General features: G+C 36.9%; 12 protein-coding genes. 6 read left to right on the forward strand and 6 right to left on the reverse strand.

All coding sequences use genetic code 11. From position 1 onward, the window contains the following. Window positions 1-336 precede the first annotated feature (336 nt). Both FA048_RS12900 and FA048_RS12905 read left to right on the forward strand, forming a co-directional pair. Window positions 337-1,686, forward strand: coding sequence for a DUF6055 domain-containing protein (locus tag FA048_RS12900; protein WP_136841647.1), 1,350 nt, complete (start codon window positions 337-339; stop codon window positions 1,684-1,686). Window positions 1,687-1,924: 238 nt separating this feature from the next. Next, window positions 1,925-4,672, forward strand: coding sequence for a DUF5695 domain-containing protein (locus FA048_RS12905; protein ID WP_205943481.1), 2,748 nt, complete (start codon window positions 1,925-1,927; stop codon window positions 4,670-4,672). Window positions 4,673-5,052: 380 nt separating this feature from the next. Here the strand turns inward: FA048_RS12905 and FA048_RS12910 are convergent, their stop codons facing one another. Then, on the reverse strand, window positions 5,053-7,017 hold the full coding sequence (locus tag FA048_RS12910) for a glycoside hydrolase family 97 protein (RefSeq protein WP_136841649.1): 1,965 nt from the start codon (window positions 7,015-7,017) through the stop codon (window positions 5,053-5,055). A gap of 339 nt (window positions 7,018-7,356) precedes the next feature. On the opposite strand from FA048_RS12910, the gene FA048_RS12915 reads away from it, so the two are divergent. Genes FA048_RS12915 through FA048_RS19820 form a run of 4 tightly spaced genes read left to right on the forward strand, consistent with a single transcriptional unit; the run spans window position 7,357 to window position 15,089 of the window. Next, window positions 7,357-8,265 carry an AraC family transcriptional regulator gene (locus FA048_RS12915; RefSeq protein ID WP_225872539.1) on the forward strand — a complete coding sequence of 303 codons (909 nt, stop codon included), beginning with the start codon at window positions 7,357-7,359 and terminating at the stop codon, window positions 8,263-8,265. A gap of 18 nt (window positions 8,266-8,283) precedes the next feature. Then, a complete protein-coding gene (locus FA048_RS12920; protein WP_136841651.1) occupies window positions 8,284-10,059 on the forward strand; it encodes a DUF885 family protein in 1,776 nt (591 codons plus the stop codon). 30 nt (window positions 10,060-10,089) lie between these two features. Continuing rightward, the gene (locus FA048_RS12925; RefSeq protein ID WP_136841654.1) at window positions 10,090-11,517 is read left to right on the forward strand and encodes an APC family permease; all 1,428 of its coding nucleotides are present in this window, start codon (window positions 10,090-10,092) and stop codon (window positions 11,515-11,517) included. Between the two features lie 38 nt (window positions 11,518-11,555). Beyond that, a complete protein-coding gene (locus FA048_RS19820; protein ID WP_136841656.1) occupies window positions 11,556-15,089 on the forward strand; it encodes a family 43 glycosylhydrolase in 3,534 nt (1,177 codons plus the stop codon). A gap of 173 nt (window positions 15,090-15,262) precedes the next feature. Here FA048_RS19820 and FA048_RS12935 read toward each other — a convergent pair whose 3' ends face one another. From FA048_RS12935 to FA048_RS12960, 5 genes are all read right to left on the reverse strand, one after another. Continuing rightward, on the reverse strand, window positions 15,263-16,216 hold the full coding sequence (locus tag FA048_RS12935) for a hypothetical protein (protein WP_136841660.1): 954 nt from the start codon (window positions 16,214-16,216) through the stop codon (window positions 15,263-15,265). 1 nt (window position 16,217) lies between these two features. Further along, window positions 16,218-16,886 carry a hypothetical protein gene (locus FA048_RS12940; protein WP_136841662.1) on the reverse strand — a complete coding sequence of 223 codons (669 nt, stop codon included), beginning with the start codon at window positions 16,884-16,886 and terminating at the stop codon, window positions 16,218-16,220. Between the two features lie 4 nt (window positions 16,887-16,890). Next, entirely contained in the window at window positions 16,891-18,360 is a 1,470-nt protein-coding gene (locus tag FA048_RS12945; protein ID WP_136841664.1) for a RagB/SusD family nutrient uptake outer membrane protein, read from the reverse strand. Between the two features lie 104 nt (window positions 18,361-18,464). Then, the gene (locus tag FA048_RS12950) at window positions 18,465-21,605 is read right to left on the reverse strand and encodes a SusC/RagA family TonB-linked outer membrane protein (RefSeq protein WP_136841666.1); all 3,141 of its coding nucleotides are present in this window, start codon (window positions 21,603-21,605) and stop codon (window positions 18,465-18,467) included. Window positions 21,606-22,227: 622 nt separating this feature from the next. Then, window positions 22,228-23,265 carry a chemotaxis protein CheB gene (locus tag FA048_RS12960; protein WP_136841668.1) on the reverse strand — a complete coding sequence of 346 codons (1,038 nt, stop codon included), beginning with the start codon at window positions 23,263-23,265 and terminating at the stop codon, window positions 22,228-22,230. Window positions 23,266-23,275 lie beyond the last annotated feature (10 nt).

Below are 23,275 nucleotides of genomic sequence, written 5' to 3' on the forward strand. Positions count from 1 at the left end.
ACCTGACCAAAACAGAACAATCATGAAAATAAACAAAACAATAGATAGGGGTATTACCATCGGTTAAAACCCCATGTTTCTAACGATGGAATAATCGGTTCGAATCCGATATCTCTACCCATACTCATAACACATCTGATAATAAACGTTTAGTCGATTATCAGATGTTAATTCAGCCAAAAATCAGCCACGTTTCTTACCCATGAAGTGGCTTCGAGAACGTAATCCATATTTTTAAGGTAAAAGAATGCTTATATCAGTTAAATTATGAGCTAAGATATTTTTAAGGCCTATTTATCTTTAGTGATTATCTAAAACATAAAACTTCAGAATCAAATGCAATTTAATTCCTTGCCAAAAGGCTTATTGTTTATGCTAATTGCCTGTTTGCTATACCCAAATGTGAGTAAGTCCATTCAATCTGGAAATGATAAAACAGAGAAGGAGGCTTACATACCCGCAAAGATATGGAGGGTGCCAGATAATAACGATTATACCAATAATAATAGTGAATACAGCAATAAAAGAAGGGTAGAATCTGATAATATCGTAGTTTTTTGGGCCAAAGAATTTGGAGAAGATCCTATGCAAAATGCAGAGGTAAACAAACGTTTTAATGTGCATGATGCATTAAAAGAATGTGAACGTTTTTATCAAAGCTATGTAAACGACTTAAAATTGGTGCAAAAGGGAAAATCGCTTACCGATAAATATAAAATATTGGTATATGTGATAGGAGGTACAGAACAAACTGCCTTTGGTGGTGGAGCCGAAAATAAGATTGGTATTTTATGGACGCCAGCTGTACGAATGAATAAAGCCCCTTATGGCGCTTTAGCTCACGAGCTAGGCCATTCTTTTCAGTACCTGGCAAGCAACGATAATGGTACCGGGATGGGCGGGCCTATCATGGAAATGTCTGCGCAATATATGCTTTGGCAAAACTACCCAGAATGGATGACTTTCGAAAATTACCACTTGGTAGATTTTATGAAGAAAACACATTATGCGTTTCTGCATCCTGCTAATATGTACCATAGCCCATATGTAATCGAGTACTGGTCTAATAAATATGGAGTAGATTTTTTTGGTAAATTGATGCGTGAGGTAAAAAAAGGCGAAGATCCGGTAATGGTTTATAAACGTGTAACAAGTATCAGTCAGGAACAATTTAACGATGAAATTTTTGATGCTTCACGTCGCTTCATTACTTGGGACATGAAACGCATCGAAAATGTGGCCAGCAAATATGCCAATCAGCATAGGAGTACATTTAATGCAGTGGCTGATGGGTGGTATCGGATTGCGGCAAGCAATTGTCCGCAAAATTACGGGTACAATGGCATCAAACTAAAAGTTCCGGCTGTTGGAACTATGGTTCAATTGGATTTTAAAGGCATAGCGGGCGCTGATGGCTTTAGGGCAATAAAAACTGATATGGCAGGATGGAGATATGGTTTTTTAGCAGTTAACAAGGATGGGAAACGTGTATGTGGTGATGTAAATAGCAGTACAATAGGTATTGCTACTTTTAAAGTGCCTAATGATACTGAATATTTATGGCTAGTGGTAAGTGGTGCTCCAAAAGAACATTGGACAGTGTCTGGAAAAGACGAAAATAATGAGCAGTGGCCTTATGAGATTAAACTTACAGGCACAAGCTTGGACGAATCAGTGGTTAAATAAAATATTTAAATTTTATGTAAGATGGATGCTATTTGCACCAGCACATTGCCGAAGACAATACTATGATTAATGTTGGTGCTTTTTCTACATCAAGTTTTAATTAGGGCTGATTATAGTTGTAAACTTATTATAAATACGCAAGTTCTTTGCCGATTTTGCGCTTTTTTAAGCTTCTTAATAACCTTTGTTAATAAAAATATATTTTTAATTATCGTAATTCATTTAACTAAAATTGGACATGTTAAAAAATAAATTCTTAGTTTTTCTATACCTACTTGCAATCGTATTGCTCTCTGAGAACCCCATTTCATTAATGGCTCAATCACCATGGAAAGCACTCGCAAAAAGACCATCTACATTAGCATTGGAGAAAGGCTATACCACATTAAATGCAGGGCCATTTGATCTTAAATTGGTTAATTCATCGCAAACTGTTGCTGGCTTGATGCCGAAATTGGTTAAGGGTTTTGATTTTACTCCTAGCGATAGTTTAAAGGTGCGTAGTGCAGACGGGCTTTATCATTTGGGTGATATTAACCTTAGATTAAGAACCGGTAGTGAAACTGAATGGAAGAAATACAATACGGCTGCCAAACGTGCACCAATTAAAGCTTTAAAAGTAGCTGGAAATGTAATTGCTGGAGCAGATCTTGCTGCAACATTGCCAAATGATATTCCTCTAGAAGTGAAAAGATTTTGGGAATTACAAGGTGGTCAGCTAATTCTTCGCTTTGAGTTGAAAAATAAAACTGCGCTACCTGTAGAAATAGGCGCATTAGGCATTCCAATGATTTTTAATAATATTTTGGAAGGTAAAACTTTAGAAAAATCACATTCAGATAATGTTTTTTATGATCCTTATATTGGAAAAGATGCAGGTTATCTGCAAGTAGCACGACTAAGTGGTCAGCCATCAACATTGGTGGTAACGCCTTATGGGAAAACGCCATTTGAGGCTTATAATCCCCTATTAGACGATCCAACGCCGCGTGGAATTGTATTTGAGGGCTTTTACGAATGGATGGTTTATAGTAAAGCTTATGCAGAAAATGAGTGGAAAAACGCTGAACAATGGAATACACCAACTTCAACTATTTTAAAAGCAGGAGAAACACGTAGTTTTGGCCTTAAATTTTTGCTTTCGGGTACGGTAAAGAATATCGAAAGTACGTTAATTGCAAATAATAGACCTGTAGCTGTTTCGGTACCTGGTTATGTCTTGCCTCAAGATGTAAATGCTAAATTATTTATTAAGTATAGTAAAAACGTTAAATCTATATCAATTGAGCCTGAAAACTCATTGATGGTAAGCTCATCCACATCAACAAAAAATGCTTGGAAAACATACTTCGTAAAAGGAAATACCTGGGGTAGGGCCAGATTAACCCTTACTTATGAAGATGGATTAACACAAACCATAAATTATAAAGTAATTAAGCCAGAAACAGAAGTAATTGCTGCCTATGGAAATTTTCTGACCACTAAACAGTGGTTTGATCAACCAGACCCTATATTTAAACGTAACCCATCAGCTATTACTTACGATTACGAGAAGAAACAACAAGTGGTACAAGATAGTAGAGCTTGGATTGCTGGTTTAAGTGATGAAGGTGGGGCGGGTAGCTGGTTAGGCGCAATAATGAAACAATTGGTAAATCCAGATAAGGCTGAGGTTGATAAATTAAAGACCTTTGTAGATACAGTGATGTTTGGGCGTATACAAGTTAAAGAAGGCGCGGAGAAATTCGGCGTTAAGAAGAGCCTATTCTATTACGAGCCTGATTCGGTACCAAAAGATACGTATAGCAAGGATGTTAATTTTAAAACATGGTCTGCCTGGCCAATTAAAGAGGCTAACAATTTAGGTAGGTCTTATAACTACCCACACGTAGCTGCCGCACATTGGACATTGTACCGATTGGCACGTAATTACAGGGGATTGGTTGAGGAACAAAAATGGAAGGAACACCTTACTAATGCTGCTGAAACTGGTTTGGCAATGATAAAGTTTGCACCTTATTATGCACAATTTGGACAAATGGAAGGAACGGTCTTTTATTTGGTTTTAAAAGACCTGCAAAATGAAGGTTTAACAGAAATGGCATCAAAGTTAGAGGCAGCGATGAAGAAACGTGCTGATCATTGGCGATCGTTACAATACCCTTTTGGTAGCGAAATGCCATGGGATTCTACCGGTCAGGAAGAAGTGTATGTATGGTCTAAATATTTTGGTTATAATGATAAAGCCAATGTAACGCTTAATGCTATATTGGCTTATATGCCTGTAGTGCCACATTGGGCCTACAATGGTAATGCCCGTCGATATTGGGATTTTTTATATGGAGGCAAACTCTCACGCATAGAACGGATGATACACCATTATGGCTCTGCTTTAAATGCAATACCTGTGTTAATGGATTACCGTCAAAATCCAGATGATTTTTATTTGTTACGTACGGGTTATGGTGGTTTATTGGGTGGTATTGCCAATATTACCGAAGATGGTTTTGCACCAACTGCTTTTCATGCCTTTCCATCAACACTTAAAAATGATGGAATAACAGGAGATTATGGCTCTGGATTTTTTGGATATGCGGTTAACACTTCATCTTATTTAATTAACCATAAAGAATTTGGTTACTTAGGTTTTGGTGGTAATGTGTCTACGAGTGGCAATTTAGTTAAGTTTAAATTAACTACAGCAGCCAAATCATCTGTATATATTGCAAGCGCTGGACTTTGGATTACTCTAGATGCAGGACAGATAGACGAAGTTTCATATAATAAAGTCTCTAAAGAAATTCGTTTAAAATTGAATGCTGCAGGCCAATATACACCAAATGCATTGATAAGGTTGGAGCAACCAGCTAAAGTAATTGGTGTAGGTAATTATGTGCTGCAAAATAGCGCCATAAAGGACCATGGGGCTTATCAAATTGCATTGGCCAATGGTGCAAATACCGAAGTTGTCATCACACAAAAGTAAGTTAGGTTAATATTTAAAGTAGTAAACCTCGAGGATGTAAAAATCTTCGAGGTTTCTTGTTTTTATCAAGATGTGAAGATGGGGAATACGTAACTAAGTAGTGGGGCATTGTAAGGCATGAAGAAATCTAAAGCATAATTTTATAAGGAAGATCGCTTTGTGCCTTACAACGATTTAGCTATAGAATAGTCTGTAATACCATCATGTGTATCAAATTATTGGTCAGACTTAGTGATAAGGCTCATTCTCTTATGATTCTAATATCCCTAATATGGTTGGTTTTTGATTGCTAAACAATGCTAATGGGAGGTCTGGTATTGATCAATAATACCTATTATAAAAAAGGTCGAGATTTAAGTCTCGACCTATATAACTTGTTTTTAATGAACAGGCGTCAGGATAGCAGTCCAACCACCACCTTTTTCCATATTAATTTCTATGGTATTACTTGCGGTTACCGTGCTATTCGATATTTTATAATCGGCAGCATGTCTTGATGCGTTAACGCCATCACTTAGTACCTCCATTTTATACTGCGTGTTGTTTAAAAATGTAAGGGAAGCTTTAAATGTCCTTGAATTCCAGTCTGTCATACCCGAAATGTACCAGTTATTGCCATTTTTACGTGCAACAATGGCATACGCTCCAACTTTACCTTCTAACGCAATGGTTTTGTCCCAAACGGTTGGTATGCGAGAGATGAAACGGGTGCATAGCGTATCTTTTAAGTAATTTGAGGGATTGTCGGCCAGCATTTGTAAGGGACTTTCGTACATCACATACATAGCTACCTGATGCGCTCTTGTACCCATGCTCATTGGTTCGGAGTAAACGATATTAAAGTTTTTCTTTGTTGCATTCAGCATAGCTCCGGGTGTGTAATCCATGGGGCCGGCGGCCATACGAATAAATGGCAACGTGAGATTATGTGTAGGTGTAATTTCTGTACTCCATTTGTTATTTTCGGCTCCTCTAACACCTTCGTAACTTAATACATTTGGATATTTATGGTTTAAACCTACAGGTTTATAAGCACCATGCAAATCAACCATTAATTTATATTTGGCTGCAGTTGCTGCTGTACGTTCATAAAAATTAACCATGTACTGTTCGGCACGTGCCATAAAATCTACTTTTATGCCTTTTGCGCCCCATTTTGCATATTTGGCAAGAATGTTATCCATATCCTTATCTAAAGGCTCCCATAAAGTCCATAACCAGACACCTACATTTTTAAATTTTCCGTAGTCAATTAATGCTTGTATATCTATTGTTTTAGCAGGATTCAATAAATCGGTTGTTGTTCTAGTCCAACCTTCATCTAACATGATATAGTCTAAGCCATAGGCTGATGCAAAATCTATGTAATATTTATAGGTTTCGGTATTAATGCCTGCCTTAAAATCAACCCCATAAATATTATTGTCGTTCCACCAATCCCAAGCCACTTTACCAGGTTTTATCCAATCGGTATTGGTAATTACAGAAGGGGTAGACAGCTTATAAGTTAAATTATTTACAAGAAGGTCTTTATCGTCTTTACAGATGGCAATACTACGCCATGGATATTTTCTTTGCCCAGTAGTTTTTGCAATGTAATTAGCTAATTTGGTAATTTTAATACCGCGATCTCTCACTGGAATACTTTCTGCAATTACTTTTGGGAAACCAGCTTTAAGGTTTTTATCGCCTGTGCCAAATAGAAATAAATTAGGGTAATCGTATAAATCAGCTTCGCTTACCAACATTTTAGTGCCAGATGCCGAAAACAATAACATTGGCAATGCTGCATGTTGATTATTACTAAATGCTGTTAAAACTGAGTCTTTGTATAAGCTTTCGAAATGCGACAAAAAGTCTTTGTTTTCTTCTAGAGGCCAAAATACTCGGTTATTGCCACTAAAATTAAAATCGGCCGTTTCCCCAGTTACTTCAATTGAGCTTTCCTTTAAATTAGTTTCGAAACGATAGGCAACTCCATCATTATAGGCACGGAAATAAATGGTATAACCACCTTTAAAATCGAGTTTTAGTTCGTTAAAAAGGTTGATGATTTCTTTGCTTTTTACCGGAACAGTGGCAATGATTAAGTCATTATGTAGTTTTAACTGCTGTTTAATTAAAACAGGATTAATTCCTGGTTGTACTTTATGATTTAAAAGCAATGCAATTGAACTGGGCTGTAAAAGCAATTCAGTGTCTTTACTTACAGACCAGGTAACCCTGTCGCTAACTGCAATGCTAATCTTTATTTTATGATCTGGCGATAATAGCTCGTAATCTTTGGAAAATGCCCTGTTTCCAATCAATAGAGCGAGAATAAATAATATAGATTTAATGTTCATGATAGGGTTTCTATAGCCGTTAATTAAAAATGAAATTATAAAATTAACAGAAGGGTATTGATCAGATATTTCACTTGTTCTATCCGTATTTTACCCAATTTTTAAATACGCCCCTTAATGCATCTTTTTCAATTGCTTGCTATGATGGAGTACTGTGTTCTTCAATAATTTATTCGCGTAACTAAAATAATTGCAAACTATTAAGAGGGTTGCCAAAGGCAATAAAAATAAACGTCACTTTAACGTATATTGACTAATGGTGGCATGATTTTAACCGTTTCGCTTATTTTTTATTAAGTGCCTGTTAATATTTGTAAATTAATTAACTAAATATAAAAAATGATGAAAGTACTTCCATTTACCATGTTGGTTCCGGATGACAAGAGTGTTATATCTGAACAAATAGAATTACCCCATTTTTATCAATACCTCCATCGTCATGACGAATGGCAACTTACTTGGGTACAAGAGGGGGAAGGTACCTTGCTTGCAGGAAACAACATGCATTCATTTAGCAAGGGAGATATATTTTTAATTGGAGCTAATCTCCCACACTTATTTAAAAGTAATCCAGAATATTTCATTTTGGATAATAATAAGAAGATCAAGGCTTGCTCCCTTTATTTTAACCCCACTGGAATCCTCAAATCCTTATTTTGCTTGCCGGAAATGAGCTTGGTGAATGGCTTTTTAAATAACCACAAGCATGGATTTAAAATACCCGACCAGTATGCAAAAGAAATAGCCAATGGGGTATTGGCTGTCCACCACTCTTCAGGTACAGATATCTTGTTTAGCTTTATTAAGTTTCTCAATTCATTACAGGGCATCGATTCTAATCTAGAAGCTTTATGTTCAGAAGTATACTCTTCAGATATATCGGAAAATGAGGGCCGACGATTAAGTAATATCCTCAATTTTATCATGAGGAATTATAACAATCAGATTACTTTAGAGGATGTTGCAAATGCGGCATATATGACCCCACAAGCGTTTTGTCGCTATTTTAAGAAACATACTGGCCATACCTTTATCTCATTTTTAAATGAGGTAAGGATTAATGATGCATGCAAAAGCTTAATCTCTGGCCCAAAGGCCGATTGTATATCTGGTGTAGCCTATAAGGCTGGCTTTAATAGCATTACTAATTTTAACCGAGTGTTTAAAAATATCATTGGCAAGTCTCCTCGTGTTTACATGGATACTTATAATAGTGTAAGCAAGGTCAAATCAATGGTTTGTAGTTAATTTAAATCATTTAAAGATATGCTCAATTTTAAACCTATTTATTTTTATAAAATTACCTATTGTTTCCTTTTATTAATTTTTGCTGCAAAACCAAGTTTTGCCCAAAGCGAGCTTTATGAGCAAACCAGCGAAATGGGTACAACAATCATTTCTTATCAAAGAGATATTGCAGCTATTCAAGATTTTTATGCCCCATCTCCAACCAATGGTGGGGGTGGCTTTTCATTTAGGGGGAATAATGTATATGCATCTCCCGAGCAAAGGAAGCGGTTAATTGAGGTAAATGCCGATTACTTGGTAAAGCTGAAATTACTGGCATTTGATAAATTTAGTGTTTATGGGAAGGTGGATTATATTTTAATTAAGAAGCAGATTACAGCTAACCTAGATAAGTTAAAAGAGGATGCCATTGTTTATAAAGAAATTGAAAAATACATTCCCTTTGCCAATGAAATTTATGAGTTGGAAAAATTGCGCAGAAGAGGTACGTACTTAAAGGGTGCTGTAATTGCAGCTAGACTTACTAAAATCATGAAACGGGTTGACTCGGCCTCAGCAGCGCTAAAAAAGACAAATGATTTGCAAGGAATAAATGTATCTATTGCTAATCGTGCCGTGAATGGCTTGGTTTCAAGGCTTAAAAGTTTTACCGATTTTTATGTGAATTACGATCCAGAATTTACATGGTGGGTGCCTAAACCTGCCGAAGATTTGAGTGCGGCTTTAAATAAATATGCTCAAAATTTTGCGCTAAAAACAGAAAAGAGAGAAGGTAATGAAATTATTGGTACACCCATTGGAAAGGAAGAACTGCAAAGGCAAATTACAGCAGAAATGATTCCTTATACTCCTGAACAGCTCATACAGCTCGCTGAAAAAGAATTCGCGTTTTGCGATAAGGAATTACTAAAAGCATCGAAAGAAATGGGTTTTGGTACCGATTGGAAAAAAGCGCAAGAGCAGGTGAAAAATAGCTATGTTCCAGTTGGTAAGCAGCCCGAACTTATTGTAAAGCTACAAAATGATGCGCTTGAGTTTATTAAGGCTAATCAATTAATGGACATTCCAGATTTGGCAAACGAAACTTGGGAAATGGAAATGATGAGTGCTCAAAGACAATTGGTAAACCCATTTTTTACTGGAGGAAAAGAAATTAGTATCTCCTATCCAACGCAAGCAATGTCGCAAGAAGACAAGCTAATGAGCATGAGAGGTAATAATCCTTATTTTTCTAGAGGTACTGTACAGCATGAGTTATTGCCCGGACATCACCTGCAATATTATATAAACAATCGCTACAAAGATTATAGAGGCGTATTTTCAACTCCTTTTAGTGGAGAAGGATGGCCATTATATTGGGAGCTATTGTTGTACGATAAAGGATTCGCTAAAACACCTGAGGAAAAGATTGGGATGTTGTTTTGGCGCATGCATCGTTGTGCAAGGATACTTTTTTCTCTAAATTATCATTTAGGCAAGTGGAATCCGAAACAATGTATTGACTTTTTAGTAGACAGAGTGGGACATGAAAAAGCCAATGCTGAAGGTGAGGTAAGGCGTTCTTTTGAAGGGGGGTATAGTCCATTGTACCAAATAGCCTATCTGGTAGGTGGTTTACAAATCATGGCATTAAAAAATGAATTAGTGGATAAAGGCAAAATGTCGTACAAGCAATTTCATGATGCAGTAATTAAGGAGAATCAGATCCCGATTGAAATGATAAGGGCAACATTAACCAATCAAAATTTAACGAGAGACTTTACTACGCAATGGAAATTTTACGATTTTAAGTAACTAAACAACCAATAAACCAACCAAACAATTATGAAAGAAAACACAATGCAATTTAAGCCTACACTTAAGTTGATGGATGCTACTATGCTCGTTGCGGGTAGCATGATAGGCTCGGGAATATTTATTGTAAGTGCTGATATTACCAGAAATGTGGGCAGCTCTGGCTGGCTACTTGTTGTGTGGCTGATTACGGGTTTTATGACACTTACTGCAGCCCTTAGTTATGGCGAACTGAGTGCGATGTTTCCCAAAGCTGGCGGACAATACGTTTACCTCAAAGAAGCATACAACCCCCTAGTTAGTTTTTTATACGGATGGAGCTTTTTTACAGTGATACAAACCGCCACCATTGCTGCGGTAGGTGTGGCTTTTGCTAAGTTCACAGCTTATTTAATTCCCTCTTTAAGCGAAGATCTGGTGTTTTTAGATTTTGGCTTTATCAGTATCTCACCGGCCCAGTTGCTGGCCATTGTTGTTATTGTGGTGCTCACTTATATCAATAGTAGGGGGGTAAACAGTGGCAAGACAATACAAACAACCTTTACTTTAACCAAATTGCTGAGCCTTTTTGGCTTAATTATTTTCGGCTTGTTTTTTTTAGATAAAGAAATATGGAAAAGCAATTGGGAAAACATGTGGACTTTAGCTCCCTTATCTGTTGATGGAAGCCTAGGCACATATACTACTTTGGCTGCTTTTGGTGCCATAGCCGCAGCCATGGTGGGGTCTATTTTTAGCAGCGATTCTTGGCATAACGTTACTTTTATTGCTGGAGAAATAAAAAATCCAGCCAAAAACATAGGTTTAAGTTTAGCCTTAGGTACAATTATCGTAACTATTCTTTATTTATTAACCAATGTGATGTATACTGGAGTCCTTTCACTGCACGATATTGCCTATGCCGATAAAGATAGGGTAGCTGTGGCTTCAGCTAATGTTATATTTGGTACGTCTGGTACGATTATCATAGCCCTCATGATCATGATTTCGACCTTTGGCTGTAACAATGGATTGATTATGGCAGGTGCAAGGGTATATTATTCCATGGCTAAGGATAATCTATTCTTTAAAAAAGCTGGCACACTTAACAAAAATGCTGTACCTGGATTTGGCTTATGGATACAATGTATTTTTGCCTGTTTATGGTGCTTAAGTGGTAAATACGGCGACTTATTAGATATGATCTCATTTGTAGTGGTGCTGTTTTACATGCTTACCATTTTTGGCATTTTCATTCTTCGTAAAAAACGTCCTGATGCCGATAGGCCTTATAAAGCTTTTGGATATCCTGTTTTGCCAATTATATATATCATTATGGGCTTGGCCTTTTGCACGTTGCTCATCATATTTAAACCGAAATTTACTTGGCCTGGTTTAATCATAACCTTAACTGGAATACCCGTGTATTACCTGGTTACTTTTTTGAATAAGAATAAAAAAGAAATAGGGAATTCTTAACTAAATAAGGTTTGTAAAATTTATATTAATTCATACGTATGAAATTTCTTTTTTTTAGCCTAGTGAGCTTAGTTAGTTTTACTTTACACTTAAAGGCTCAAAACCATCAACTACCAGGTAAGGGTAATCCGATCATACCAGGTTACTTTGCAGATCCAACCGTTAAAAAATTTGGTGATACTTATTATATTTATGCCACAACAGATGGCAATGGGGGTGGCTTTGGCCCTTCACAGGTATGGATGTCTAAAGATTTCGTTAACTGGTCATTACAAGATATGAATTGGCCAACTACCCATCATTATTGGGCACCCGATGTAACCAGGGGCAATGATGGGAAATATTACATTTATTATTGTCAGCCAGTTGAGATTTTTGGAGCTGTTGGCGATACGCCTGTTGGTCCTTGGACTTCTTTATTACCAGAAGGGAAACCCATTGTGCCTAATTTTTTGGTGCCTAACGTAATCACGCTAGATGGACAAACGTTTAGAGACGATGATGGAAAATTTTATATGTACTGGGGTACTTGGGGCATTTATCCAAATCACGGCTGCGGAGTTGGCTTAATGAATCCAGATATGAAATCTTTTGCTAAACTAGCGCAAATACCCAATACGGTAGCGAAAGATTTTTTCGAAGCGCCATTTATGTTTAAGCGCAATGGGATATACTATTTAACCTATTCATCGGGCCGTTGCGAAGATGGAACCTATCGAGTTCAATATGTAATGAGTAAAACAGGGCCAATTGGGCCATTTGTTTTTGGAAAAAACAATCCACTTCTTTCCACTAATGCAGATGGTACCGTACATGGCCCTGGCCATCAATCGGTTTTACAAGAAGGGAACGATTTTTATATGATATACCACAGGCACAATAACCCGAATAATGAGGGCGGCTATCATAGGCAAGTGGTTGCCGATAAAATGGAATTTGATGCAGAAGGAAATATCGTTAAAATTAATCCCACACATGAAGGAGTAGGTTATTTAGCTAAAAATAGCAATCCACATACTAACTTGGCTTTTAAAGCAAAAGTTAAAGCCTCTTCTTTTTATAGTGATGATTTTAAACCAAGTTTTGCCGTTGATGATAACAATGGGACATTATGGAAGCCAAAAAATAATACAAGTGCATCGTGGCTAGAACTTGATTTAGGAAGTGTTAAAAACGTGAAAAGTATTCATACTCAATTTGAATACGCAACCTGGTACTATCAATATATCATCCATTATTCTGTTGATGGGAAAACTTGGCTAGTGTACGCCGATAAAACAAAAAATACCAAACACGGCAGTCCAGTTATTGATTTTGGTAATGTAAAAGCACGTTATTTAAAATTAACCATTACCGATACAGAATACCCAGGACTTAACAAAGCGGTTTGGAATATGAAAGCTTTCGATAACGATGAGTATCGCCCTAATGCCATCACCACAACAAAAAAAATAGCTGATCATCACAGTTATAAACCTCAAGGGCTAATTTTAGACTTAAATGCTAAATCTTTAAAAATAGGAAGTAGCGTTAACGAATGGGGAAATACTGGAAAGCTTAAAGGTAGTTTTTCGGCCGAACAATCGCAGGCTCCTGTGGTAGAAATTATAGGCGGAAAAAAGGCTCTTGTTTTTTCAGGGAAATCATCCCTTAAGTCGAGTTTCAAAGCTCCAGGCTCCTTAAATGGAAATAGTAGTTTTAGTGTAGCGATGTGGGTGTATAATCCAGAAATTGCTGATGAAGAACCAATTATAACTTGGACACAGCGTGGTGGGGATGATCTAACAAATGTAACAGTAGGTTACGGAGGTAATAAAAATTGGGGTGCAGCCGCACACATGGGTTGGCCAGATATGCCTTATAAAAAACTACCAGAAGCTGGCAAATGGCATCATATTGCATTGGTGTTCGATGGTACAATGGAACGTCTATATGTAGATGGCCTTTTAGATCGGGAAGAGCGGAAAATGTTATTTGTAAACAGGCTTAGTGAAATTTTTATTGGCACTACAACCGATCGAAATGCTTATTTCTCGGGTGCATTAGCTGCCTTAAAACTGTACGACATACCACTTACTGAAAATGAGGTAAAGAAAATGGCTGCTGAAAACTCTGATTCTGAAGCTGTGTTTTATTTTGAGACCTCGCCACTCGATTATGGTAAGCTTAAAAGTTGGAAAAATGAAGGTTTTGCTACTGGAAACTTAATACCAACTCGAAATTCCCCATTAATTGAAGATATCCAAGGTAAAATTGCCGTCAATTTAAATGATAAGGGAAAGATTGCTTTTAATAAAGCAGTTCCAATTGCACTAAATGGTACAAAACCCTATACCATCATAGCTCAGGTATTTTCAGAAACAGCTTCTCAATATTTAGCAATGGCTTGGCCACAAGCTTCAAATAAGTTGTTTAAAACGTTAAAAATTAAGGGAACAGGGAAGTGGCAACATCTAGTAAGTACTTTTGATGGCCGTTTGCATAAAACCTATATCAATGGTGTTTTAAGTAGTAAAAATGAAACTGAATTCTCGAAAAGTGGGGAGAACGAATTTACTATCTATGCCAATGGAGATAAAATGGCATTAGCTTCACTTATTGTATACAACTATGCATATTCACCAACAGGAGCATTGGAAGCCTACAAAAATTGGTTCAATACGAAACAAAATATCCTAACAGTAGCTACATTCGATCAGCTACCAAAAGCCATTTCACCGAATATGATTTCTATGTCTGCAAGTAACGTTAAGCTTGCAGGATCGAGCATTCACTATTATTTCACGGCAAAAGATGGTTTAAATAACAGTGGATGGTTAAACAGCAAAAAATATATCAATTTTGGATTAAGTGCCGATCAATTATATGCATATAGCGTTAAGGCAAGAGACAACTATGGTAATGTAACTTTACCTTCTGCCTACACTGATGTTTCAACAAATACGAGCCAATTTACCATATTTAAAGATGGTTTAGTTACTAATCATAATTTCCAGAAGGATGGTGTTACAGCTAGCCAATGGGATGGTTTTATTGGAGGCACCGATAAGGCATCAACCATAGATGGAGTACTCACTTTAGCATCAACAAATACCAAATGGGATAGGTCTACGCCGCTTGGGCCTTATTTATATAAAACGATAACTGGTAATTTTGTTGTCGAGGTTACCATAGCTGATTTAAGTGGATGGAAGGACAGGAAGGCAAATGGAGCCAATGATATTGGCCTTATGGTACGTGCAACAGATGGGAATGGGTTACTTCAAAATAGTGTGATGCTAGGCTGGGGGATAGGTAACATGGTAACCAATATGGGTAGTCGTGGACGTGTTCAGACCAATAATGGGTCTGCATTTAATTTCTATAAGTATTTGCAAATTGAACGCAATGGGAATCTATTTAATTTGAGAGCAAGTGCCGATGGTAAAAACTGGAAAGAGTTACCAGGAAGTCCGATATTACGTGTTGATTTTGACAAAAAGGCTGTTCAAGTAGGTATGTTTCAGGCTACTTATGGTGAACAAAGTGGTTATGGTTCATTTAATAATTTTAACATTATACAGCAGAAGTAAAGCCTAAGTTAATGGAATAACATCAAAAGATGTCATCCTGAGCGTAGTCGAAGGAAATCTTTTGATGTTATGATAAATTAAACGGGCCTTTCCCAAAGGGATGCTGCCAGCAAAAATATTTAACAAAAACCCCGAACCTGATTAAAGATTCGGGGTTTATTATATTAACCTTATTAAGGTTTTCTGGTAATTGCTGGTATTTGAACTGTTACGGTATAGGTACCTGCAGAGAACACTTTGAAATCGAAGAATACTGGGTTTGCATTTCTGTTTTCTACAGTGAATTGACCTGGAATACGATAATAATTACCCGTTCCATTGTTTCCATCCTTTATTGGGAAACCATTAGGAAGCTGTATAAATCCCCATTCTAATCCCGTAGTTGTTTTTACTACAGGGAAATAAGGGTTCATCTGCGACATGTTGCCACGATCTCCTCTTGTTACAACCTCACCGGCGGCAGCATTAAAAACAGCACCATTTTTATCTAAAAACTTAAAGATAATTTTGTTAGGTCCGGTTGCATCATGTGTAACTGTAATCGGTAAAAAGTTACTTGCCGAAAATCCAGTTTCGGCCCCAACGTCAGAAGTGGTGTAAAATGGACTTGTGCTTATCGCATAGTGTACTTTAGGCGTTAACTTTATTCTGCACGCATTTAAAAGTGTACGTGTTCCTTTAGCATTACTTACCTGTACATCAATCACATAGTCGCCCGTTGGTACATTAGCAGTGGCCTGTGAAAGGGCTATTCGTCCACCAATCTCACCTACCGTTAATGGAACTGAAGGTTTAAGTTCAATTTTTTTGTTCACTAATGCAATGGTCGAATCAGCCACCGTAATTTGGGCATTAAACTGTTGAATCATGTATTCTTTAAGAAATTCTGGAACATCTTTTCCCGTGGCCGAATTTCTAACTGCCAATAGCTTAACCGTAACAGGTCCTGAACTTCCATCGAGTTCTAATGCTTTAGAAGTTGTTACATTACCTTGAGTTGCAATTAAGGGGTTTGGCGAATAATACATATAATCGCTTATAAAGCCCTTTTCAACTTTTGCACATCCATATAAAATTGCTATAAAAGCAACTATGGAAAGATATAAAATTTTATATTTTGAGTTCATATTAAAATCTAATAAATGTGTGTGTATTACTTAAAACATGTAAAATTCCACCAGACGAAGGTTCTATTCCTGTGGTTTGACATTGAGCCTTTAAATCAATGTTTGGATCATTTGGCAGTAAAACTGAATTCGGTGGATCAATGCCCCCTCTTACTTTAATATAAAATAAATAATAAATAGGGGCCGATGACCATGATTCACCTGGCTTAGGCTGTAATATGCGCTGCACACCAGTTTGTGTATTGCCAAAATTTGGCGTCATGGTAACCTGCAAAGGTGCACTCGTTAATTCGACCTTAGATTTAGTCATGTAAATCCGTAAAGAATCAGCAGTTAAGTTTGCATACATGTCTGTTAATGTGTAGGTATTATTTTCATTTATCTTTTGTACCGAATCTCTTTTTATTTTAAGATACTTATTTATGGAATAATTGGTTGGTGCAAAAAAGGTTGCTGCGCTATTTACCTCATCTTTAAGTTTATAGTGGTCAATTGCCATAATTAAAGTGTCAAATAAATGGTACTTATGCTGTTTTAAGTAATCGTAAGTAGATAATGATGTTTTTGCTTCACTTAGTCCACCATCGGTTAGGTAATTACTTTTCTTACAGCTTGTAAAATATGCAAGCCCTAGGCTACATATTAAAAAATAGAGTAGTTTATTTTTCATTGTTTTACATCTTAGAACTCCAGAATGTTGTTTGTGTAAGCTTTTTATTAATTTGTAATAATGCAGGATCGATTGGCCAATAATATTTACCAGCATCGAAGTCTGACTTGCTGATTTTATTGTCTCCAAATTTTACAATACCCATCTTTTTTCCCAATCTAACCAGGTCATAAAAACGATGTCCTTCTAAGAACAGCTCACGGCCACGTTCATCTATAATGCCTTCGAACAAATTTGCATCTGTACCTGTCCAATCTGTTAATCCTGCTTGCAAACGAACTTCATTTAATACTATTCTGGCAGCACTATATTGTGTTAAAGCAGCAAGTGCTTCGGCTTTGAGTAATTTGATGTCTGCTAGCCTAAAAATGATAATGTTGTTATGTGTAACAGGGGTAATTACATTATTACCATTTACATAAGTAATGTTTGAATACTTAATACAAATAGGATCGGTTGTAGTTGTTAGCGCAAAAGCATTTGTAAATCTTTTATCATTTGCATTATTACCGTAAAGATTATTGAGTGTTGTCGTATTAATGGTAAAACCTGCATTGTTTGTAACTGTGGTTAAGTACGGAGTTTTTAAGGTGTAAGAAGAAATTCCATTTACGTTACCTTCATTTTCATCGCTTTGTGCAATTTCAAAAATACCTTCAGTAGATTTTCCTTTGAAAATATTAAGGTAAGTACCACGATCTACATATTGATAAAACCCTTGATTAATCACTTGATCGGTAGCTATATTACAGTTGGTATAATCGCCTTTCCATGCATAAATGTGAGCTAATAAAGCATAAGCTGCACCCTTGTTTGCTCTTACAGCTCTATTATTGGCATTATCATAATTCCAATTTAGCAAGCTGATAGCTGTATTTACATCTTTAATACATTGTGCAATTACATCAGCCTCTTTAGTACGAGGAAGATCTACAGCGTCAGTTATTAAGCCCGATTCGGTTACCAAAGGAATATCTCCCCAAATTCTAGCCATATAAAAATAATTAAAGGCTCTTAAAAAATAAGCTTCGCCTAATAAATTATTTTTTGCTACTAGTGAAGAAAACTTATCATCACCTATTGTGGGTATAAATTTGATACAACGATTAGCTTGATCTATTGCGCTATAAAAAGTATCGTAGCGGCGCATTTGCATCATTCTATCCCATACTTCAGACCCTGGAACAGCGATGGACCAATTTACATTTGAAATATCTGAATACCTCCATTGATTGGTAGTGTATTCATCAGTCGGTAAATCTCCATAGGCAAAAAAAGCAACCCCATCTGCTTTGTTTAGGGTTTTTCTCAACAAAGCATATCCAGCAGCAACACTTTGATCTGCATCCTTTTCATTTTTCCAAAAGGTTAAATCTGTTGATTCACTTATTGGTTTTTCATCTAAGAATTTTTTGCATGAAGCAAGTGTGCTTATTGCTATAATGCAAATAATATATGTAGTTAATTTTTTCATTGGATTATAATTTATTTTTTAATGGATATGAAGCTATCATAAGTTATGTTCACAGTTTATTTTTAAGCGGCTGTAACCTTATGATGGTTTCATCTTTGTTTTATTTAGAAAGTTAAATCTAAGCCAAATGTGTATTTTCTAGGGATAGGATAATCATTGCCAGAAGAATACCCATCAACACCAACTGCTTCGGGGTCAGGAACTGTAGATCTAGACCATACTTTAACATTGTCTAACAAACCGTAAAATCTAATTAATCGAATGCCCATTCTTTTCGAAACTTTTTCTGGAAGGGTATAACCTAGTCTTATGTTTTTAATCCTAAGGAAACTAGCATCCTCAACATACATGCTCTGTCCAATATGCCATTTATCAACTGTGTTTGTAATTAGGCCTGGATATTTTGCAACATCACCAGGTTTTGACCAGAAGTCGGCAACATTAAAGTTCGAAGCAGGTCCAGACCGTGGTCCCCATAGTGTATAAGGGTCACTTGTTCCAGCATCTTGTAGTTTATCAGAAAGATAACCATTACGTAATTTACGTCCTGAAATAAAGGTTGTTAAAACATCAATGCTAAATCCTTTATAAGAGAATGAGTTGTTCATTCCGCCTGTCCAATCAGGATTTGGATTGCCATAGGAGATGTTATCGCTATAATCGATGTTATAATCTCCATTCTGGTCTACCCTTGCTGGGTCTCCTGCACCAAATTGACTACCGCCAAACTGAGTTATTCTTTTACCTGTAAGTGGATCGATAGGAACATCAGAATCTCTAGAATAAATTCCTCTAACTTCCCATACTTTATATGTAAATAGTGGTTCGCCTACACTAAGGGTTTGTTGCATCCACGGTGGTCCGAAGGTAAAATCTCTGCCACCATTTGGAAGTTTGGTCACATAATTTTTGTTGTAAGCGATGTTAAAATTCGTATTCCACTGCACCTGTGATTTTGGTCCTAAATTGCGTGTGTTAATACTTAATTCTACCCCAGTATTACGTAAATCTACATAGTTGTTTGATATTTGAGAGAAGCCCGTGGTAAGTGGAACTGCTACATCAAAAACTTTACTTTTCGAATCACGAACATAGTATTCGGCAGACATTGATATTCTATCATTAAAAAAGCCTAAATCTACACCTGCATTAAATTGTGGAGCTCTTTCCCAGCTAATTGATGGTGCCGAGGCTGCACCATTATAATTTGGATACAGTACCTGTGTGCCATTATAGGTAGTCTGAGAACCACCTTGCCCATTGGCTAATGCAGAAAAAGGATATGATGCATCGGTAATTAACGTTTGGTACTGTGCATAATAAGCTCCTGGATCGTTACCCGTTATGCCATAACTAGCCCTCAATTTAAGGTAAGAAACTACCTTTTTAAAAGGGGTAAAGAATTTTTCTTCAGAAACATTCCATCCTGCAGAGATAGATGGAAATGCACCCCATCTATTATCTGCACTGTATCTTGATGAAGCATCAGTACGATATACAGCCTGCATTAAATATTTACCTTTATAGTCGTAAACAAAACTGCCCATCCACGATAATCGAGAACGTTGTTGAACGATATTGTTTGTGTAAAGATTTGCTCCAGATGCGATGCCATTAACTGTTTTTACCGCGTCAGAATTTCCCACACTTCTACTGTAGGTGCTATTACTCACATTTTTCTCCATTCCATAAAGCACAACCGCATTAAAATTATGCCCGCTTTCTAAGGATTTAGTATAATTTAATGTGTTTTCTAATTCCCAACGGTTGCCTTGATTAACCCAGCCTTCTGCTTCATTTTGCCCGCTGTTGCTTAATATATTCGGTTTAAAATAACCTCTGGTGTTATTATTGATATTATACGAAATTGTACTTTTTAAGTTCAAGCCTTTGATAATGGTATATTGAGCAGAGGTATTTCCATTCAAACTCGTAGTTCTATCATCGTCTCTTAGCTCATCGTAACGGCCACTATATAGTTCTTCTTCAGTAGTCCCAATCTTCCAGAAAGATGAGGGGAAGCCCCAAGTGGTAAAAGGATATTTGGTTTGATCTCCTTGTCCGTGTCTAGATTTGGTTAGGCCCACAAATAGGTTGGTTTGGACTTGCAACGATTTAGTTGGATTTACCTGAACAAATAAGCTTGGTGTGATTCTACTAAAATCATATCCCTTCATTACGCCTTCTTCACTAAAGCGATTAAATGAAAACCGATAGGAATACGTTTCTGTAGCTGCTGCAATACTTGCATCAACATTGGTGATTAATCCAGTTTGAAGAAATAACCCTTGCCAATCGGTATTGTTATTAAATGCAGAATTTAAACTATCTGTTAGCATCATGTTTAGATTGCCTAGCTGTGTATAACTACCATTACCAGCATATAAGAGATCCATTTTTAAACGTCTTTCGGCAGTTCCAGTTTGGATTGGTTTTAAGGCAGGCTTATTGGCAATTCCGAAATAAGTCGCTACTCTAATTTGAGGTGGTGCACCTATGGCTGCTCTTTTTGTTTTTACAAGAATTACCCCATTAGATGCCCTGGCTCCATAAACGGCAGCTGCCGATGCATCTTTTAATACGTCGACTGATTCAATGTCATTTGGATTAATCGCTTGTAACGGATTACTGCCATATGCAGAACCTATATCATTAACATCATAGATAATTCCATCAATTACATATAGCGGTGAAGAACTCTGACCTAAAACTACGCTAGTGGCTCCTCTAATATTTACAATGTTGTTTCCTCCAGGTTCCCCTGAGGTACTTAATACCGTTAAACCAGCAACACGTCCCTGTAACATTGAATCGAAGGTAGAGTAGGGGGTGTTTTCAAAATCCTTACCCTTAACAGAAGAGATTGCACCTGCGGTTTTCTTTCTTTGGATGTTTTGGTATCCAATAAGTACGACCTCGTTTAAAGACTTTGTGTCTTCTAACAATTCAATATTTAAAGTAGTTTTACCATCAATAGCAATTTCTTTAGTAGCGAAACCCACCATGGTTAAGGTGAGTGTTAATGGGGCATCAGCTTTTAAGATTAATGTAAATTTTCCATTTTCGTCTGTTGAAGCTCCATTTTTAGTGGCCTTTTGCGATACAGAAACTCCTGGAATAGGTAATCCATTGTTGTCTTTTACGGTTCCTGTAATCTTGGTTTGAGCAAAAACTTGCCACGGTATTAAAAGAATGGCAAGTATTCCAAATAATCGGCTTAAGGAAAGTTTAAATTTTAAGTTCATAGTTATTGGTTTAGGTTATAATTAATAAATGTCATTTTAACGTTTAATAAAATTAGGACACGGGGATGCTTAGATTAATGAATATTTTACCCTTTAATAATCATTTTTTAACCTAACACAATAAGTAAGAAATTTTGAAAATGAGTATTTAACCAAATTAATGAGCTGTATGCTGTGGAAAGGCCAAAATTTATTTGCTTAGGATAACGATTCTGGTTTTGAGTTAGCTTGTTTCTTTGTCAAGTTTGTGTATTTCCGTGAAAGTATCCATCTGGTGTCGTCCCAAACTGTCCAGCACGATAAAGGCATTTTCTTTTTAGTACCTTCTCATCTCCGATTGATCAAATATGTACTCTGGTATTCTCCACAAGACATATAACAACCTTAATCGACAGGGAATTAGAAGAACTTGTCAAAGCAATGACCAGATGGGGCATTCAACACCGAGAAAAGATTAAAAGTGAAAGGTCTTCTATTTAAATCAGAAGCAAGATTTAACCATGGATACAATGTGATAAACACAAAATTATCGACGAAAGAAAACACATTTTTTTTGAAAAATCAGTCAGATAGATATAAAGTGTCCTTATCGCAACTTTATTACACTTAATGCAGGTCAGCTTTAGCTAGCTATATCATTTGCCGCGTCCTTATCATCAGAAAGAAGGATCGCTCTTATGCGGTCAATGTGAATTTGAGAAAGGACTGCCCGTTCCATGGCAGATTTCGCTGCTGCGCCAGTCTGACTCTTTGCCATAGTAGTGAGTAGGTTTTTTCTTTCCTCGAACATTCTTAGAGCGGTCCACATTGTTTCCTCAATCTTTTTGGTTTGTTCGGTAAGGAGGGATTTAGACGTATATGCATGCCCGGTATGGCATCTGTATCTTAAAAGCGAGCCTTTGTCTTTGTCCACCTTCCATAACACCCCACCACATCCCGGACAGTTAAACGGCACCTGGTCACCAAGAGAATTAACAGCAGGCAGATCGCTTAGCACCCTGGTTGCAATTTTGTATTCTGTGATAATATCTTTAGGTATGGGCTTTTTATTTCCTGAAGGTTCAGAGAGAAGTTTGTAGAGCAATGGGCCCATTTCAGCTATTGGTAGGCAATAGTCAGCCTTTATCTGGTTAAGCACATTTTTTGGCATATCAGGGTATTCAGCATCATTTGGGTCCTGAACAACGCAGGTTCCTCCACAGCGTTTGATGGCGATCATTCCCGAAGTGCCATCGTCCAGATAGCCGGTAAGCGTTATACCAATGATTCTATTGGCAAAAGTAACTGCAGCAGATCTAAATAAAGGATCTATCGCTGGCCTTGACTTGTTTTCCTGTGCTCCCTTGGTTACCAATATTTTTTTGTCCTTGTCAATCATCAAATGATGGTCGGAAGGGGCAAGGTAGATATGTCCATTGATAAGTTTAGCACCTGTTGTTGCGTGTTTACATATAAAGTTGCCTTGCTCGTTCAGTGCATTCAATAGTATATTGCCCGTGGTATCAGCAGACATATGCTGTACGATTAATATCGGTGCCTGAAAACCTTTTTTTAGCTGGCCTATAAGCTTGATAATTGCATTTAAACCCCCGGCAGAAGTACCGATAACGATAACTTTATCTACTTTTTGCTGATTTGTGCCTTTTGCTGATTTTTGCATAACTATAATC

The sequence above is a fragment of the Pedobacter polaris genome (assembly GCF_005116505.1).
Taxonomy (GTDB): domain Bacteria; phylum Bacteroidota; class Bacteroidia; order Sphingobacteriales; family Sphingobacteriaceae; genus Pedobacter; species Pedobacter polaris.

What these genes read in the sequence shown, in the direction of transcription:
- FA048_RS12900 (WP_136841647.1), top strand. Translation starts at nt 337, where the DNA reads ATGCAATTTAATTCCTTGCCAAAAGGCTTATTGTTTATGCTAATTGCC.
- FA048_RS12905 (WP_205943481.1), top strand. Translation starts at nt 1,925, where the DNA reads ATGTTAAAAAATAAATTCTTAGTTTTTCTATACCTACTTGCAATCGTA.
- FA048_RS12910 (WP_136841649.1), bottom strand. Translation starts at nt 7,017, where the DNA reads ATGAACATTAAATCTATATTATTTATTCTCGCTCTATTGATTGGAAAC.
- FA048_RS12915 (WP_225872539.1), top strand. Translation starts at nt 7,357, where the DNA reads ATGATGAAAGTACTTCCATTTACCATGTTGGTTCCGGATGACAAGAGT.
- FA048_RS12920 (WP_136841651.1), top strand. Translation starts at nt 8,284, where the DNA reads ATGCTCAATTTTAAACCTATTTATTTTTATAAAATTACCTATTGTTTC.
- FA048_RS12925 (WP_136841654.1), top strand. Translation starts at nt 10,090, where the DNA reads ATGAAAGAAAACACAATGCAATTTAAGCCTACACTTAAGTTGATGGAT.
- FA048_RS19820 (WP_136841656.1), top strand. Translation starts at nt 11,556, where the DNA reads ATGAAATTTCTTTTTTTTAGCCTAGTGAGCTTAGTTAGTTTTACTTTA.
- FA048_RS12935 (WP_136841660.1), bottom strand. Translation starts at nt 16,216, where the DNA reads ATGAACTCAAAATATAAAATTTTATATCTTTCCATAGTTGCTTTTATA.
- FA048_RS12940 (WP_136841662.1), bottom strand. Translation starts at nt 16,886, where the DNA reads ATGAAAAATAAACTACTCTATTTTTTAATATGTAGCCTAGGGCTTGCA.
- FA048_RS12945 (WP_136841664.1), bottom strand. Translation starts at nt 18,360, where the DNA reads ATGAAAAAATTAACTACATATATTATTTGCATTATAGCAATAAGCACA.
- FA048_RS12950 (WP_136841666.1), bottom strand. Translation starts at nt 21,605, where the DNA reads ATGAACTTAAAATTTAAACTTTCCTTAAGCCGATTATTTGGAATACTT.
- FA048_RS12960 (WP_136841668.1), bottom strand. Translation starts at nt 23,265, where the DNA reads ATGCAAAAATCAGCAAAAGGCACAAATCAGCAAAAAGTAGATAAAGTT.